The organism is Labrenzia sp. THAF191a (assembly GCF_009363335.1).
GTDB lineage: Bacteria > Pseudomonadota > Alphaproteobacteria > Rhizobiales > Stappiaceae > Roseibium > Roseibium algicola.
The window spans coordinates 1,634,499-1,651,695 of sequence record NZ_CP045333.1 but is presented as its reverse complement, the minus strand read 5'-3'; the positions used below and the strand labels follow the sequence as shown (position 1 = coordinate 1,651,695).

Annotated in this window: 16 protein-coding genes; 14 read left to right on the top strand and 2 right to left on the bottom strand. The window is 56.9% G+C overall.

All coding sequences use genetic code 11. The features are described 5' to 3' along the window. Positions 1-336 precede the first annotated feature (336 nt). Entirely contained in the window at positions 337-2,094 is a 1,758-nt protein-coding gene (locus FIV05_RS07580) for a DUF262 domain-containing protein (RefSeq protein ID WP_152509128.1), read from the bottom strand. A 515-nt stretch (positions 2,095-2,609) separates the two neighbouring features. Between FIV05_RS07580 and FIV05_RS07575 the strand changes: the two genes are divergently transcribed. The 7 genes from FIV05_RS07575 (at position 2,610) to FIV05_RS07545 (ending at position 11,155) form a co-directional block, all read left to right on the top strand. After that, positions 2,610-3,236: a LysE family translocator gene (locus FIV05_RS07575; RefSeq protein ID WP_152509127.1), complete on the top strand. Its 627-nt coding sequence runs from the start codon at positions 2,610-2,612 to the stop codon at positions 3,234-3,236. A 392-nt stretch (positions 3,237-3,628) separates the two neighbouring features. Then, a complete protein-coding gene (locus FIV05_RS07570) occupies positions 3,629-4,186 on the top strand; it encodes a protocatechuate 3,4-dioxygenase (protein ID WP_286202273.1) in 558 nt (185 codons plus the stop codon). A gap of 509 nt (positions 4,187-4,695) precedes the next feature. Next, the gene (locus FIV05_RS07565) at positions 4,696-5,544 is read left to right on the top strand and encodes a hypothetical protein (RefSeq protein WP_139314088.1); all 849 of its coding nucleotides are present in this window, start codon (positions 4,696-4,698) and stop codon (positions 5,542-5,544) included. Between the two features lie 71 nt (positions 5,545-5,615). Then, complete coding sequence (locus tag FIV05_RS07560; protein ID WP_152509125.1) at positions 5,616-6,443, top strand: hypothetical protein; 828 nt, start codon at positions 5,616-5,618, stop codon at positions 6,441-6,443. A gap of 125 nt (positions 6,444-6,568) precedes the next feature. Then, positions 6,569-7,360, top strand: coding sequence for an ABC transporter ATP-binding protein (locus FIV05_RS07555; protein WP_152509124.1), 792 nt, complete (start codon positions 6,569-6,571; stop codon positions 7,358-7,360). Continuing rightward, positions 7,357-8,904: a permease gene (locus FIV05_RS07550; RefSeq protein WP_152509123.1), complete on the top strand. Its 1,548-nt coding sequence runs from the start codon at positions 7,357-7,359 to the stop codon at positions 8,902-8,904. Before FIV05_RS07555 ends, FIV05_RS07550 begins: the two co-directional genes overlap by 4 nt. A gap of 238 nt (positions 8,905-9,142) precedes the next feature. Continuing rightward, a complete protein-coding gene (locus FIV05_RS07545; protein WP_152509122.1) occupies positions 9,143-11,155 on the top strand; it encodes a methyl-accepting chemotaxis protein in 2,013 nt (670 codons plus the stop codon). A 271-nt stretch (positions 11,156-11,426) separates the two neighbouring features. Here the strand turns inward: FIV05_RS07545 and FIV05_RS07540 are convergent, their stop codons facing one another. Further along, a complete protein-coding gene (locus FIV05_RS07540; RefSeq protein WP_173013801.1) occupies positions 11,427-12,161 on the bottom strand; it encodes a Stf0 family sulfotransferase in 735 nt (244 codons plus the stop codon). A 237-nt stretch (positions 12,162-12,398) separates the two neighbouring features. Between FIV05_RS07540 and FIV05_RS07535 the strand changes: the two genes are divergently transcribed. From FIV05_RS07535 to FIV05_RS07505, 7 genes are all read left to right on the top strand, one after another. Beyond that, complete coding sequence (locus FIV05_RS07535) at positions 12,399-12,761, top strand: metalloregulator ArsR/SmtB family transcription factor (RefSeq protein WP_208993430.1); 363 nt, start codon at positions 12,399-12,401, stop codon at positions 12,759-12,761. Further along, the gene (locus FIV05_RS07530) at positions 12,758-13,225 is read left to right on the top strand and encodes an SRPBCC family protein (RefSeq protein ID WP_152509120.1); all 468 of its coding nucleotides are present in this window, start codon (positions 12,758-12,760) and stop codon (positions 13,223-13,225) included. The genes FIV05_RS07535 and FIV05_RS07530 overlap by 4 nt, the downstream gene beginning before the upstream one ends. 78 nt (positions 13,226-13,303) lie before the next feature. Further along, positions 13,304-14,140 (top strand): alpha/beta hydrolase, encoded by an 837-nt coding sequence (locus FIV05_RS07525; protein WP_353622188.1) that lies wholly within the window; start codon positions 13,304-13,306, stop codon positions 14,138-14,140. A gap of 108 nt (positions 14,141-14,248) precedes the next feature. Further along, positions 14,249-14,617 carry a cupin domain-containing protein gene (locus FIV05_RS07520; RefSeq protein WP_152509118.1) on the top strand — a complete coding sequence of 123 codons (369 nt, stop codon included), beginning with the start codon at positions 14,249-14,251 and terminating at the stop codon, positions 14,615-14,617. Continuing rightward, positions 14,614-15,444: a metallophosphoesterase gene (locus FIV05_RS07515; protein WP_152509117.1), complete on the top strand. Its 831-nt coding sequence runs from the start codon at positions 14,614-14,616 to the stop codon at positions 15,442-15,444. The genes FIV05_RS07520 and FIV05_RS07515 overlap by 4 nt, the downstream gene beginning before the upstream one ends. A 178-nt stretch (positions 15,445-15,622) precedes the next feature. Beyond that, positions 15,623-16,177: a helix-turn-helix domain-containing protein gene (locus tag FIV05_RS07510; RefSeq protein WP_173013800.1), complete on the top strand. Its 555-nt coding sequence runs from the start codon at positions 15,623-15,625 to the stop codon at positions 16,175-16,177. Between the two features lie 53 nt (positions 16,178-16,230). Next, positions 16,231-17,154, top strand: coding sequence for an alpha/beta hydrolase (locus FIV05_RS07505; protein ID WP_286202272.1), 924 nt, complete (start codon positions 16,231-16,233; stop codon positions 17,152-17,154). The last annotated feature ends 43 nt before the right edge of the window (positions 17,155-17,197 follow it).

Below are 17,197 nucleotides of genomic sequence, written 5' to 3'. Positions count from 1 at the left end.
TTGCGTCGCCAAGGCGGACTATCACTGGTTTTCGGTCCAATCTGCAAAGCCGCCGTTCGTTGCGCTAAGCACGAAGGCTCATAGAGGGCGGGGAGCGGTAGTTCGCTGCAGACGGAAAGGATGACTCCGATGCGCAGGAATCAGACTTTGCATCCGAGAAGATCGGTACAACTCTAATCTGTGCAGGTTATCATCGACAGATCACAAGAAACGCGAGGATCGGAGGCGTTATCTACCTGATCAGGAGGACTGAATACACGAGTATTCAGTCCAATTCCCTTACCCGAGTGGACGTCCAAATCAGCTCCGCCCACTCGCAAAGGGGGCGGATCGCCATCAATAAGCCCACCTCGCCACCGCCCACTCCGAAACTTTTTCAGATCTTCTTTTTATTTCATCAATGGTCCATTTCTCGACATTCGAAAGCTCCCGAACTGATGGGAATTTCGAATTTTTGTATTCTTTTCGCTTTTGATCGAAGGTTCCTGCTGAAACTTTTTTATTCATGCCCGGGGATATCGGGGCGAGATTTCCCCAAGTATGAAGAACCGCTTCGTACTCGTCCTTTGGCACGTCGGTCCAGTCATCAGGTTTCTTTTGCGGAGCAATATGTTCGATATCAGAAATGTCGCCGGGGCATTCGGCATCAAGGCTCAGCTCGTACTCACGGATCGCAAACTGGCGAATTTTTCGCCTATACAGCGGGCCGTTCAATATGGCGTCTTTCACCATAGCATCGCTCGGCCATGAAATAGTTGACCTCGACATTACTTTTTCTCGAATCGTCGCTGCATTAATCTCCGAGTCCTTTGGATCGTTTGGGGTCGCGAAAATTTCGTCCCATAGGCCCTTGAATACGGCATGGAGACCAGTCGGTTCGATGCCGCAAATTGCCCGACGCACCAGGAAGGACTCAACTACATCAAGCGTTTCTAAAACTTTAGACTCTGACAACTGGCCCGCCGTGTAACTCGCAAGCAGCCTCATAAGAAAGGGGTAGACTGATGACGGGCGATTAAGTGAGTGTAACCGGTGTATTCTCAAGTTGATGGACTTGGTAGCTTTTTCAAGATTCGATCCGGAACTGAGGCACACATATGGCTCTTGGAACTTCTCAAGATTTTCGATAATCGCAGCTGGCCCGCCCAATTTGTCCCAGATGCCGCGGATAGTCATGAACAAGTCATTCCGCCTTATGCTTGAATTGTGGATCAAGCCATACGGAAATAAAAACCTGTTAAAATCAGTATTTTTATCGGAGAACCTTGATATGAACGGCTCCCACTTCCCCCCAAATAGGCTTTGCGCAGCGTCAAGGTCATTCCCAACTCTCGCAAATATCTCGTTTCTTACAAGATCAGCGACTGTTATCGGCTCAGCGCCATAATTTAATCTCTCGAAGATTTTAGGCGCAACAGTTGGTTCTCTGAGTGAAATTGACACCATGCTCAGCTTTGTTGCAATTACGTCAACGCGTTCGCTGAAGGTCTCGATGCCACCACCTTTGAATTCTCGTCTCGCGTCCTTCACCATGTTTCCAAACTGAGATTTCATCATGCCCTCCTCATCTCCACTGGGAGAGGGAGGGCGTGGTGGATTGTGCGCATACATTTGGTGCGATGAAAGGTTTTTTACCTTTGATACGCGATCCCATATTTCTGAGAATTGCCGCCTGTCGTTAAAAGATGGTACTAGCTTTGTATTGTGGGCCAGGCCCGACATTGGCCGCACAAGCAGGTAACGGCCGATTATGTCTGCGGCCCAATCCAACTCTCCATTTTCTGCAGCAACCAGTACGTGCGCGAGCACCGACAAATAGAGGGTAGATACTCTCTGCTGACCATCTACAACCATCCAAGTTGGGGGGCGACCTTGCGAGGCGCCGCGTGAGTAAGTTACTATTACACCGAGAAAAATTGCTGAAGTTGGGTCTTCAAGAACTACCGACACATCATCGAGCATAGTCGTATAGTGTGAATTTTTCCAAGAATACGGACGCTGAAAAAGCGGTATCTCCATGACATTGTCGCCAGCAACCAAGTCATAGAAGCTGCTTTCTTCTGGGATATCTGTTACCTTGTATTTGCTTTCCATTCTGGTCGCCTATGCATCAGTTTCTTTCGCAACTTGCCCTTTCGTGAAAGCTGGTGCAAGAGGAGCCTCTTGCAGTCTGATCAATGAATGTGACATCGGACAACCTCGCACTACAGATGCTGCAGCGTGGGACTTCGAGAAAGGGCGCCGCAATTTCTCTTGATGCCCCGCCGCGAAGGTTAGGTCCGGCCAAGTGATGATCGCCTCAAGAGATTTTTGCCTTGTACCTTCACCGAGATTGCAGAGAATGGCACGGGACGGCCCCTTCTCAAAAGAGTTGAATTTCTGCTTCGGGCTGGGATCGGTCATCCTCTGCGCTTGGCACGAAGGTCCGCTCCGGGCCGAAAGTGTCGAACATTCACTCATCAAATTCGGCATGGCGTGCAGTCCCGCCGCAAGACTGTTTTGAGCCATCCTGCTCATTCCTCAGGGTGCAGCGCGCGCTCTGTTCCTGTGCTTGTCTTTCGCGACAATCCGTGGATTACTTTATGCTCACGAATTTATGAGGAAACAGAATGATCGACCCTGCCATATTGCTAACTTACTCGTTGATCGTTCTTGGATTTGTTTTCATCCCTGGTCCCGCAACGATGTTGACTGTAGCACGAGCTACTACGTCGGGAGCCAAAGTAGGGATTGCTACTGGTGCTGGCATCACTGCCGGTGACTTCCTCCATACAGTCATGGCCGTTGTCGGTATTTCTGCAATCATCGCGGCATCGGCCACCCTCTTCACCATTGTGAAGTATCTCGGCGCGGCCTATTTGGTTTATCTTGGCTTAAAGGCGATCTTCGAGAAGACCACGGTCGATCTAGGCCAAGGACGTGTTCCTATTACTGCTTCAACGGCTTTCAGGCAGGCAATCTTGGCTGAAGTCCTGAACCCGAAGACGGCCCTGTTCTTCCTCGCGTTTCTTCCGCAGTTCGTTGCGCCAGAAAAAGGCTTCGTGGCCGTGCAACTCACGCTTCTGGGTGTTGTCTTCGCGCTGATCGGTTTTTTCAGCACAATCGTCTACTCGATTGCCGCCGGTGGTCTTGGAAATTTCCTGCGACGCAACCCGACTGTTCTGAAATGGCAAGGCAAGGTCGTCGGCAGCATATACTGTGCACTCGGAGTTCGCCTCGCTCTGCAAGAACGGTAAGCTGACGTTCAGCCAAAGCAGCAAGGTCCGCAGCACCGGCGTCTGGTAGCTAGCTGTCTTCGCAGATGTGACGAATGGCTGGCACGACAGGTTGGATCGCAGCGCCATAGCAGCAGGCTAACGATCGGCAAAGGCCACCCTTGAGCCAGGCGCAATGGGACTTCGCTCTTATGCTGCGGCGCATCCGAGGTCGTCAGCAAACCCAAAGTGTCGAGTACTGCCCTTCGGATGAATGTCAGCTTTGCCAAAGCAGTCATAAAATGCGACGGAATCTTGGTTGCCATCCGTATGGGGACCTCTTGCGTTGAACCGGATATCAAAAGATGGAAAAATCAAACCAATCGCGCCGTAGCTTTGTCGGTGGAACCCTTGGCGCTCTCGGCCTTTCGGTTTTGGCAAAGCCGGCGCTCGCCGCGAACCTGACGCCGCGTGCGACCGAAGGACCTTTCTACCCGGCCCCTGCGATGCGAAGGGTTGATGTTGACAATGATCTTGTCAAAATTCTAGGGACCGTCCAGGAAGCTGGTGGCGAGGTTTTCGTGTTGAAGGGCCGTGTGCTCAACACTTCCGGCGCGCCACTTGCGGGTCGGCGGATCGAGATCTGGCAATGCGATATGAACGGCAAGTACCTTCATGGTGGCGACCGCCAGGCGATTGCTTTCGATCCGGCTTTTCAGGGCTTTGGTTACGATATCACTGGCCTCGACGGCAGCTATGAATTTCGCACCATCAAGCCCGTGCCCTATCCCGGCCGCACGCCGCACATTCACGTCAAAGTATTCGAGGACGGACAAGAGGTTCTGACCACTCAGTTTTATGTCGCCGGGCATCCCGCCAACAGTCGCGACAGAATTTTCAACCTGCTGTCGGACAGTGAAGTGCGAGCCGTCTCGATGACCTTCACGACGACTGACCGTGAAGAAGAGGCGATTGTTGACGTTGTGGTCTAATCGTACAGCATCCGCAGCTTTCTTTGCCAAATCACCAAAGCGTCCCTTCGAACCGGTGCAGCAGCGAATTCAAACGTTGTCCGACTGGCCGATATCTTGCTCCATAAAATGCTGAGCTCGGCACGAATGGCCCAATGACGGGCCGCACCGCAACGTCATGAATTGGCAGTGAACGTCAGCAATGGGCCGAAATTGCCAACGCATGCCGGACCAACGAATGTCAGCTAAACCCGTTCGAGGCACGTAAGCCGACCGTCCGCTCCCACCCCCAAATCTGCCAGTCGGCAATGCGTCCGTCGGTTTACCCTTTTACTGGAACCGCCTCATAAAATTTCCCCATCTTCCCTTACGTTAATTCTTGCATTGCCGCACACATGGGCTCACTATCGAGAGAAATTACTTGTCATACAAAGCCCTGTGACGCGCCATTTCTTGTGCGTTTCAAAGCAAAAGAAAGATGTGCCTGCGGAAGGCATTCATGGCGCGACAGTCGATCTGGAACCTGACGTATGCCAATTACCTTCGCACCTCGTATCGCCATGTTCGGATTTGACGCCACGGCCTCGCCCAAGTGGCAAATGGTGCCGCGGGGGTGGGAGCGCACGATTGTGGTGCGGGGGGCAGGTGCCCTTATTCCCGAATTGACCCCCAACGACATTGCCAGGGTCACCTATCGCCGTGTCGGCGCCGAACACCATCTGACGCTCAAGGGCCTCAAGGCCGGCAAGGGGTTTGTCCGCTTTGTGCCGAATGCCGGGTTTGCGGGGCCTGTTCCCAACAGCGACATTCTGGAAATCTCGGTCAAGACCGAGGTCAAGATCAACACGGCGTTTCACTATGTGAAGGACAACGCCGGCCACAAGACCAACCGCAACATGGGCGACCTCAACGCCCTGATACGGGGCGTCAACCGGCTGCTGGACACCCAGGCCAACGTGCGGATGTACAGAAAGAGCGCACGCACGATAACGGTTCCACAGAACCTGGGCGCCACGGTACGGTTTTCCAGCCACCTGGCGGGCGTTGCGGCCGCCGAACATGAATGGGACGATGTCACGGCCTTTGCCGATGCTGCCGCGGATTTCAATGTCTTCTTCGTGTGGCAGTATGAGCAGGATGCGACGCCTGCGGTCAACAACACCCGGGCCGGAACCCTGGCCGCCGAGAAGAACTGCCTGATGCAAGATACGATCACCGGCTCAACCCATGCCGAAACCCTGGCACACGAGACCATTCACCTGCGCGGCATCGGCCCGCACAGCGGAACCGCAACACACCTGATCGCCAGTGGCGCGGTGCGGACGGGGCAGCTGATTTCGCGCGCCCAGGCCAACATCATCAATCCGTCGGGCACATAATGGTTCGACACCGCAACCTGGCCGGATGCATCGCAGGGGCGTTTCTGTTCACCTGGATTGCAGGAAGCACTATGGCAGACGACATGAACCTTGAGGCAGAGATCGACACAGCGCTGGCCGGAGGCTCGACGGAGGCTGTAGTGGAGGCAGGCCCGGCCGCCGTCGCTCCCCTGGCGGCGCGCCTGGCCGCGGCGAAGACCACCGGGGAAAAATCAGCCCTGGTGGATCTGCTGTCCGCCGTCGGCGGTGCCGAGGCCCTGGCGCCCGTCTTGCCCTACATCGGTGATGCCGACCCGGACCTGCGCGCACGCGCCAGCGCCGCAGCGCTGAAAGTCGTGCTGGCCAATGGCCCACCGTCGGGCCCCGTTGCCGAGCAGCTTCAGACCGAAGTATTAGCAGCGCTGGAAGCGCCGGACGCGGAAGGCGGCGTGTTGCTGCTGGGGGCATTGGTGCCTGGAGCGGAAGACGCGCTTGAAGCTCACCTTTCCGGCACACGCCTGGTCAAGGCACAACCACAGGAGCCCACGGCCCCCGCAGCCCTGGCAGCCCGGCTCGCGCTTTCGGCCTTGGGGGACGATGAAGCGCGAACCAGCCTCCTGAGGCAAATCCCCGAGGCAGAGCCGGACAGTCTCGTCTTCATGTTGAAGGCCTTGCCCCTGATTGATGCTCCCGAAGTTCTGCATGCCCTGGCCGCAACCACCCTTTCCTCAGACGCCCCCGTCGCAGACGGTCTGCCAAGTGGAGCGGAACCCGCCCGGGAGGTGGCGGACGTCGCGGTCGAGGCGTTTGTCGCGCGTCTGAACCTCACCCCTGGCTTCAAGGTGACGCCGGGTGCCATCTACACGGCGGACCAACGGGCCGAAGTCGAAAGGCTCATCACGAGCTCCATACCGAACTAGGCGAACCGGTCTTCCAACTCACTTTTTCGCCCCTGATACTTCAGCCCAGGACAAATGACCGGATTTTACATTAACGAAAGGTCCCATCGGTAAACTGGAGAAAACCTTCCAGAGACGAGAAAGTGATGCCGTCTTCCAGTAACGCCGCTCTCGAAATTCTCAATCTTCACAAGCGTTTCAGCGAACCCGCGGTCAACGATCTCTCGTTGAAGGTGCGCAAAGGCGAATTCTACGCCTTGCTGGGCCCCAATGGTGCCGGCAAAACCACCACGCTGCGCATGGTCGCCGGCCTGCTTCAGGCCGATGCGGGGGCGGTCAGGGTCTGCGGCATCGATGCGTTTGCGGATCCGATTGCCGCCAAGCAGGTTCTGGCCTGGGTTCCGGACGAACCCATGGTCTACGACAAGCTGACGCCGCTTGAATATCTCGAGTTCGTGGCAGGCCTCTGGAGCATGCAGCCGGACCTTGCAAGGTTCAAGGCCGACAGCCTTCTGGAAGCCTTCGGACTTGCCCCCCATGCCAATGAGCGCTGCGGCGGGTTCTCGAAAGGCATGCGCCAGAAGGTGGCGCTTGCAGGTGCCCTGATCCACGAACCGCGCCTGATCATCCTCGACGAACCGCTCACCGGCCTTGATGCAGGCTCTGCCCGCCAGGTGAAGAAGGTGCTGACCGGGCTTGTTGCGCAGGGCGTGTCGATCATCATGACGACCCATATCCTGGAGGTGGCGGAGCGCATGGCCGACCGGATCGGCATCATCGCCCGTGGACAGCTTGTTGCCGAAGGAACTCTGGAAGAGCTGCGCCAACGGGCAAGCGCCGGCGGCCATTCCCTGGAGGATATTTTCCTGGAAATCGTGGGCGGCGATGCCGGCGCACATGCGAATACGGCCGAACTCCTTGATGAGAAGGTGGCATGAGAGCGACGGTGGCTTCTTCCGCCCTGTTGCGCTTCTCCCGCCATGAATTGCGGCTGGCATGGCGCGACTGGGCCTGGATGTTTTCAGGCTGGCGCAGCACGAGCCTGCGACGCGCCCTGATCGGCATGAGCCTCTTCTACGCGGTCATGCACCTGATCGCCTACGCGGTGCTTTCCCCCCGCTTTGCCACAGGGTTTGTACTCGACCAGACAGCACAGGCAGCGCTTTCGATCACGGTGCTGCTCAGCTTCACCATGATGCTGTCACAGGCGATGGAGTCGGTAACACGTGCGTTCTACGCCCGGGATGACCTGGACCTGATCCTGTCTTCCCCGGCCCCCTCGCGTGACCTGTTTCTCGTGCGCATCGTCATGATGGCCTTGACGAGCTGGGCCATGTCGGCGCTGGTCATCTCACCGTTTCTCAACGTTGCGGTGGTGCTTGGCGGGGAGCACTGGCTGGCGGGATATGTGGTTCTTCTGGCGGTATCGCTGAACGCGACCGGGGCAGGCGTTTTGATCACGCTCGCGCTGTTCCGAACGGTTGGCGCGCAGCGCACGCGCTTTTACGCGCAAATTCTGGCAGCGGTCGTTGGCGCGGCCTTCCTCATCGGGATGCAGGTGGTGGCGATCCTGTCCTTCGGGTCGATGTCGCGGTTCACGCTGTTCGATCCCGCCTTCCTGGCAAGCCATGCGCCGGGCGAAGGCTCGCCGTGGTGGTTCCTCGCCCACACGGTAGCCGGACAGACCAATGCCGTGTTCCTGTTCCTGGCGCTTTCCGTCGTGTTTTTTGCGGTCGGAGCCTGGCGCGGCGCGGTCCAGTTTCGCAGCATTGTCGTGCTCGCACTTGGCGTTACGGAAAAGACCCCGCGCGGCCGCGCTTCCGAGCGGACCTTTCGCAGTTATTCGCCACTCGGCGCGCTCGTCCTGAAGGAACTCAAGCTCATCGCCCGCGATCCCTGGCTGATATCCCAGACGCTGATGCAGGTTCTCTATCTCATCCCGCCGGCGGTCATGCTCTGGGTCAGCTTTGGCGAGAAAACCGAGATTTCCGTGATCGTCGCGCCGGTTGTCGTCATGGCGGTCGGGCAGCTTGCCGGCGGCCTCGCCTGGCTGACCATCTCCGGTGAGGACGCACCCGACCTGATTGCAACAGCCCCCATCTCTGCGTTCACACGCCTGTGGGCGAAAGTGCTGTCGGTGCTGACGATTATCGCAGCAATCGTGCTGCCGATCTCCCTGGGTCTGGCGCTCATATCGCTATGGGGCGCTGTCATCACCGCCGCCGGCGCGATGACCGCGGCAGCAAGCGCAGTGCTTGTTCAACTCTGGTTCCGGGCGCAGGCAAAGCGCACAACCTTCCGGCGCCGTCAGGTCGCTTCCAAGGCCTCCACGCTTGCGGAGGCCGCCGCGTCCATTGCCTGCGCGGCCGGCACGGCCCTCGTCGCGGCGGCAAGCCCGCTGGCGATCCTACCGGTCTTCCTGCTGATGAGTGTGCTCGGGATCTCCTGGAGCATCCGCCCGAAACACAGCGCAGGCGCCTGAGGGCTTGCACGTTCCGGCCAGTTGCCTGTGGGGACAAGGCGCGCCAATGAGCGCCTCCTTGAAACGCAGGGTAAGAATTGAGCAATACGCCCTGCACGTGTAATCATTGAGATTATTACTTATCTACCCTCGATATATACGTAACCATCCATAGTTTTTTCAAAGAGTCCTTTAAAACGTTATTCAATATTAGGAACGATACTCCCAAGTCTGATCGCTACTATTTTTGGAACTCAGAATGGACAAACTCTTTGGCAACATCAAAATAAAGTACAAGATCGCTGGTGGTTTTGGACTGGTCGCTCTTCTCCTTGCGGCAATTGGTGTGGTTTCCTTTGTTAGCTTCGGCACTGTTGCCAATGAAATGGAAGACGTCGAGGACATGAGCGGGGACGCGTTGCTCGCTTCCGAGTTGAACGCCGACATGGCCAAGCTGCTGTATTACACGGATGTCTACTTCAACAGCCGCTCTGCTGAAGATCTGAAGGTCGTCCATGAGTACGAACGTCAGATGGACGAAGGGCTGACCCTCGCCGAGACGGAGATTTTCAATCCCGAACGGGTCAAGCGCCTTGCGGTGATGAAAGAGGATATGGCGACCTACAAGCACGACGTCGAAAAGGTGTCAGCGCTTTACAAGGAACGCGACGATCTTGTTACCAACAAGCTGGACCAGATAGGCCCGGAAGCGCGCAAGAACCTGACGATAATCAACCAGTCTGCCACGGCAGACGGCGAATACGGCACAGCCAACCTCGCGGCCCAGGCGCAGGAGCATTTCCTGCTGGCCCGGCTTTATGTCACCAAGTTCCTGATATCCAACAATCCCGCAGATATCGATTTCATGCTCGAGCAGACAAGTGCCCTCCGGGACAAGCTGACCGCGCTTGAGACCAGCATCAAGGACGCCGAACGGAAGAAGGTCCTTGAACAAACCGGCCCGATGATCGGCAGCTATGAAACGGCGGCAACGCGTGTCCGGGACATCATTCTGGAACGAAACAGCATCAAGGCAGAGTCGATCAGACTGGGCCAGGAAATCAGCCAGCTGGCTGCGGAAGTCAAGGAAAGCACCGTCATTGCCCAGGCGGCCGTCGCCCAGGATGGCATTAATATCGCCAACTACACCAAGGACATCGTCGCCATCGTTGCCGTGGCGGCTTTCCTGATTGCCTGCGGCCTGGCGTTCATTATCACCTATGGCATCACGGTGCCTGTCGCCCGCCTTGTTGAAGACGCGCGTGAACTTGCGGCCGGCAATACGGGTGTGGCGTTTGTTGATGCCGCACGTGGTGACGAGATCGGCGCGGTTGCCAAATCAATTGCAGGCTTCAGAGACGGCGTCATGCAGCAGGCACGACTTCAGGAGGAAGCCAGGACAGAACAGGCGGCACGTGAGCTGCGCCAGAAGAAGGTGGAGACCCTGATCGACACCTTCCGCACGCGATCAGGTGAACTGCTTGCGTCGGTTGGCAGCAACATGGACCAGATGCAATCTGCCGCCGCAAGCCTGGCGTCACTGGCTCAAGACACATCGATGAGATCGACAAGTGCGGCGGGAGCCTCCGAGGAAGCATCCACCAATGTCCAGACGGTGGCTTCGGCGGCCGAAGAATTGTCTTCGTCAATCAGTGAAATCAGCCGGCAGGTCACCGACACAAAGACAGTTGTCGACAACGCGACACGGACAGCAGCTTCCACCAATGAAAAGGTGCAGAGCCTTTCGGAAGGCGCTCAGCGGATCGGTGAAGTGGTCGACCTGATTTCGGCAATTGCCGAACAGACCAACCTCCTTGCACTCAACGCGACCATCGAGGCGGCAAGAGCGGGTGACGCGGGCAAAGGGTTCGCCGTTGTTGCTTCCGAAGTGAAGGAACTGGCAAGCCAGACCGGCAAGGCGACCGAAGAAATCAGTGGTCAGATCACCGCCATTCAGTCTGCCACGGCAGAAGCGGTTGAAGCCATCCAGATGATCGCCAACACCATGCATGAAATCAACGAGTACACCTCGGGCATCGCATCTGCGGTTGAGCAGCAAGGCGCGGCAACTGCGGAGATTTCGTCCAATGTTCAGCAGGCCGCAACCGGAACCCGCGAAGTTGCCGAGAATATTGCCGGCGTGACCGAGGCGGCGACAGGCACCAGCCGTTCCGCCGAAGAGGTCGAAAAAGGATCAACCGACGCCATCGCCCGAACTCAGGAATTGCGGGCGGCAGTCGACACATTCCTGGAGGGCGTGGCCGCAGCATAAGCCTCGCTCCCCCTTTCCCTTCCTGCGTGCCCGGTGCGCTAAAAAACCCGGCGCGCAGGACAGTGAGAGCAATTGATGTCCGTGCCCGGAAATCTCCCCACTCGACCGCGCGGCAATGTTCCGACATGAGCCCTCATTTCTGACGTTCACTGGCTTGTATTGAGGCTCAGCAACAGGACAATCACCGAGCAGCGAAGCATCGCCAGCCAACCTGCAAATGGGCGGTGCGAGGAGCAAATCGACTGCCGGACCAACGCCCACGCAAGTTCGCTCAAGGTTCCTGCAAAGCTCTGCGGGTGCCGCATTCGGCAAGATATCGATGATAGAAATCCGTGTTCAGGCCGCTCGCCTGGCGTTGCAGTGAAGTCGTTTCGATAGCCTGGTCGGGCATGCCCAGCCAGTCCAGCAGGAGCTGTGTTGCCGCACGGGGATCCTGGGCGAAGCGCTCATAGGCGGCATGGAACGGCACGATGCCGTTCTGTCTGAAATAGGCCAGCCAGCTTTCGCAGTCCTGCGAAATCCAGTTCACAAGCCAGTCGATGCTTTCAAAATCGTAGCTGGGCTCGGCGATGCGCTCCTGCGCGGAAACCCATTGCTGGGTCTGGATGGCAATGTGAAGCGAAACGGCCTGATAGTAGATGTCGCCCCGGTGATTGTAGACGTAGAGGCAGTCGCCAAAGAGCTCCTCCAGCATCGTCACGCCGAGTTCCCGCAGCAGGTCGAACTGATAATTGTGCAGCATCAGCGAGACCGGCAGACCCGAACCGGCGTCAAAATCCCGGATCGCCCGCACATAGCGCTTCAGCTCTTCTGCCGTTGCGGGCAGATCGTGAAACTCCGGCAGGAAGTGCCGGATCTTCTTGTCGAAATGCCCCTGCCCGAACCACTCGTAGCTTTGCCGGGTCACCTTCGACGCACTCAGCGTCGTTGCCAGCGCCGTGCTGCCCGTTCTCTGCGTGGACGCAAAAACGATCGTGTCGCACGCAAGGCGGTGTGGGGCTGTCACAACGGTACCTCGCCCGGAAAAAATGTTGGCAACCGCAAGCTTGGGCCGCCTGGATTTGCAGGTCAACAGGCGTTCCGACACATCGCCTTGAAACGGCAGGCAGGCGCCTTCAAAGCGATTGATGGATCAATTTGCCACGCAGAACCCTACGAAGCGGATCTCCCCTCCGGTCGATGATTGCGCCAGCCAGAGGGCTAGTACCGACTAAAAGTTAGCCAACTGGAAAACTTTCTTGACATGACGGACGCAGCATCATTACTTAGCCATATGGCTAACTTAGATTCGATCTTCCACTGTTTGTCCGACACGACCCGGCGTGCGGTAATCGCACAATTGGTCAATGGACCAGCCCCGGTTTCGGAACTTGCGGCATCCCATGAAATGGCGCTGCCGAGTTTTCTCAAACACATCAATGTGTTGGAGAAGAGCGGTTGGATCGAAACGAATAAGTCCGGCCGAATCCGAACTTGCCGCCTTCGCCCGGAAACGGTCCGTGCTGCAGAAGGCTGGCTGGAACAACAGCGACGCCACTGGGAGGCGCGGCTCGATCGGCTCGACGCATTTCTGGCCAACATGAATGAGGCAGAGGACAAGGAATGACACACGACCCCGAACTTGATTTGGTGCTCGAACGGAGGGTTTCCGCATCTCCCGCACAGCTTTGGCGCGCCTGGACAGAACCGGAGCTGCTTGCTCAATGGTTTGCCCCCAAACCGTGGACAGTGGCGCGGGCCGCTATCGAACCGCATCCCGGCGGGATTTTCACTGTCGTTATGGCGTCGCCGGAAGGGAACGAAATGGCAGAACCTCCCGGCTGCGTTCTACTTGCAAAACCCGAGCAGCGACTGGTCTGGACTGATGCCATGGGGCCAGGTTTCAGGCCCAACGGCGAAACGTTCATGAGCGTGGACATCACCATGCGCCCTACCGAAGGCGGAACCTATTACCGGGCATTGGTGATGCACAAAAATCCGGAAGACAGAAAACGGCACGAGGAAATGGGTTTCCACTCTGGATGGGGAACCTGCCTCGACCAACTCGAAGCTTTCGCGCGCAGTCTTTGACAGTCAGGCGCAACAGGCAAGGCTGAGGATAACCTTTCCATGAAAAGACATATGACGAGTGCGGCTTGGATCTTGTCGATGCTGGCGTCACCCAGCATCGCGCTTGCCGACTCTACAACACAAAACGGCTATGCCGAGGTGAACGGCATGCGGATGTATTACGAGATAAGCGGTGAAGGCGAACCGATTGTTGTCCTCCATGGGGCATACATGAACATTCAGTCTATGGGTGACATCATCCCAATGCTGGCGGAGACCAGACGCGTTTACGCGGTCGAACTCCAAGGGCACGGCCGGACGGAAGATATAGACAGGTCCATAACTTACCCTGCCTTGGCAGAAGATGTTGCCCTATTCATGGATGCCCTGAACCTGCCAGAAGCAGACGTTTTCGGCTACTCCATGGGCGCCGCAGTCGGGTTTCAGCTTGCGGTGCGCCACCCTGGGAAGGTCGATCAACTGGTCGCCGCATCCCTTGCCTACGACATTGAGGGCATGCAGCCGGAATATCGCGCCATGGTACCCTCCATGACGCCGGATATGTTCACCGGAACACCGATCGAGCAAGACTGGAAGCGGTTGGCACCCGATCCGGACGGGTTCGACGATTTCGTAACACGCATGATCGGTCTGGAGCATGAGCCGGTATCCTGGGAAGAGGACGTCAGGACCTTGCAGGCTCCTGTGCTCCTGATTTCCGGCGACGCCGACGTCTCGACCCTTGAGCACTCGGTGGCAATGTTCCGTCTTCTGGGCGGCGGTTCCATGGGTGATCTGGGAAATCCCTTGCCCGCGTCGCGCCTTGCGATATTGCCGGCAACCTCCCACACCGCGATCATTCGGCAACCGGAATTACTTAATGCGTTCATTGCCCCCTTCCTTGCGGGAGAAACACCGAAAGGCATGTTCGACTAACCCTCCCAGATCGGGCTGGCCGGCATCGACAATTTCCGACGCAGGCACCGGTGTTGCCGCTCGTGCAGAACGCACAACAAAATCAAACCTCAACACAGGTCACAAGGCATGTACACGCTCGTGAGCACCGCAACGGCGGCACACTACAATTGGGGCGACAACTGTGACGGCTGGGTTCTGGCGAACAGCGACCCACTCCTGATTATCGAGGAGTTCATGCCCGCAGGCACAGCCGAACAGCGTCACTATCACTCCCGCGCGAGGCAATTCTTCTATGTTCTCGATGGTTGGTTGACGATGGAGATAGAAGGCCATTTGTACAAGGTCCCAGCCCGGCAGGGCATCGAGATCCCGCCCCTTGTATCCCATCAGGCAAGAAACGACGAACGTTCCGGAGTGACGTTTCTGGTCATATCGACCCCAACGTCCCGCGGTGACAGAACCATCGCGCTTCCGAACCAGGATCAGATCACATGATCAGAATTGCAGTTGTTACAGATATTCATCATCACGCAACGCATGGAAAATCTGCTCTCCATTCTCTCGCGGAATTCGTGGTGTGGGCAAACACCGAAAAGCCAGACATTGTTCTTGATCTGGGAGATCGCATTACCGACGTTGACAAACAAACAGATATGCGTCTCCAGAGAGAGGTTGCAGAAATCTTCGCGGAACTGGACGCCCCGGTCCAGCATTTGTGCGGCAACCATGATCGTGACAACCTGAGTGTTGGTGAAAACGCGGATATCCTGCGCACAGGGCTGGATAACACCGTAATTGACCTCGGCGGCTGGCAACTTGCAGTGTGGCGCGCCGATACAAAATTCACATATCATGAGACGAACGCAGGGTTTGTTCTGCCTGAAGCCGACCTTCGCTGGTTATCTCAGATGACCCAGCAGGCGGACAAGCCGACACTGATCGCCAGTCACATCCCGTTTTCAGGACACAGCCAGATCGGCAATTACTATTTTGAGCGAAATGCCGAATATTCGACCTATCCGCAATCACAGCGCATCCGCGCAGCTATTGCCCAGGCGCGGGTGCCACTCGCCTGTATAGCAGGACACGTGCACCGGAACACGGTCACAACAATTGACGGCATTCCACACCTCACACAGCAAAGCCTGACCGAATGCTTCACCACGGGCGGAGAGCCTGCCCACGCCTGGGGTCTTCTGAAACTCGGTTCCAAACTTGAGTGGCAAGTTTTCGGGAACGATCCATTTGAGCTGAGGCTCACTCCCTCTCGGAAACGCTCGCTAGCTCCTCTCGCTCCCTTCGTCTTCGAGCAGCGCGCGTAGTTATAGTAAGCATTCGGGTTAACGCAGCGGCTTTTTGGGTTGCCACTAAGACTTTCAGCCTCCCGGTTATCCCCTCGCAACATGTCTTGCTTCGTTCAGCGTAGCCATTGTTTCCTTGCGCGGATTTCTGATGACGTGCGACACAAGGCTTTCAGCTCAGCCACAAGACGGATCAAGAATGCCGCGGCCAAAGAAAGTTTCGGATATTGATGTTCTCAATGCCGCTCTGGAAGTCCTGGCGGAAAAAGGAGCAGGCTTCACATTAAGTGACGTTGCCAGCCGGGTAGCGCTCTCCCGGGCAACTCTCATCCAGAGATTTGGTGATCGCGACGCCATCCTCCACAGGATGGCAAGACATGAGGTCGACACGACCAGGGCCTGGCTTGCCGAACTTCCTGTCAACCGGGGAAAAGACAATCTCTGGCAGTTTCTGGTCGAGATTGTCGAGAGCATGGGCAGCGGAGAGGGGTTCTCCGCACGGGTTGCGATCGCGGCTCTGGAAGCGCGCGATCCCATTCTCCGGGCTTGTGCAAACGAACGGTATCAACTTGTCCAGGCCGCGATAGCGGCTCGTTTCGCCGGCCATCAGGATGCGGAAGAGATTGCAGCTCATCTGCATGCCATAATCGCTGGCGCCACCATGCAATGGGTTGCAAGTGACGGAAGAGTTCCATTGCCAGCCTTTGTCCTCGAACGTCTCGAAACTGCGTTCAAGTGGCTGCCTATCGATTGACAAAAGCTCACCTCCATTTATAACCTGCGCGTAGGTTATAAATGGAGAGCGCAATGAATCGGCGAGATGCCATGGCGTTGGTCGTGTCAGCTGTAGTCTTTGCAAGAAGCTCTCTTGCCAGAGAGAGCGGAGACCTGATGTTTGTCGACAGTGGAGACGTTCGCATTGCAACCCAGACCTTCGGAGTTCCTGAAGGTACGCCACTCCTCCTCATAATGGGGGCGACGGCGTCCATGCTCGGGTGGCCGGATGAATTGTGCAACATCTTGGCCGAACAGGGTTTTTTTGTCATTCGCTTCGACCATCGTGATACCGGATGCTCAACAACAGTGCCGCCTGGTGAGGCGACATACGCGATTGAGGACATGGCGACGGATGTCCTGGCCGTAATGGAGTCATACGGACTGCCAGCGGCACACCTGGCAGGCATGTCCCTCGGCGGATATATCACCCAGATGCTCGCCCTGTCTCATCCGGAGCGCATTCACTCCGTCACGCTGATCGGAAGTGAACCTTTGGGCTGGGACGGTGCTCCACTTCCGACAATCTCCGATGATTTTCTTCGACACTTTGCGGGTTTCGGAGAACTGGACTGGCAAGACAGGCGAAGCGTTTCCGGTTTCCTCGTCGAAATAGACAGGCTGTGCTGCGGGACTGCAAACACCTTCGATGCAGAAGCGGCACTCGCAAGGGTGGAGAAGGTCCTTGATCGAACCGAGAGCCCCGCCAGCATGTTCAACCATTCTTCCCGGACAACGCGGGAAAACTGGGCTGGCCGTTTCCGCGAGATCTCCTGCCCGGTTTTCGTCCTGCATGGATCGGAGGACCCTATCCTGCCGGTCGAAAATGGCAGAGCCCTGGCTGAAGGCATACCAGGGGCCGAGCTTGCGATCCTCGAAGGGGTCGGCCATGAATTACCCAGGTCGCACCACCGCGAAATTGCAGATCGAATGATACGTTTCGCCTTGGCCCGCTAGGCGGAGAACTACATTCCTACCAAGGTTTTGGGACTAATTCTGT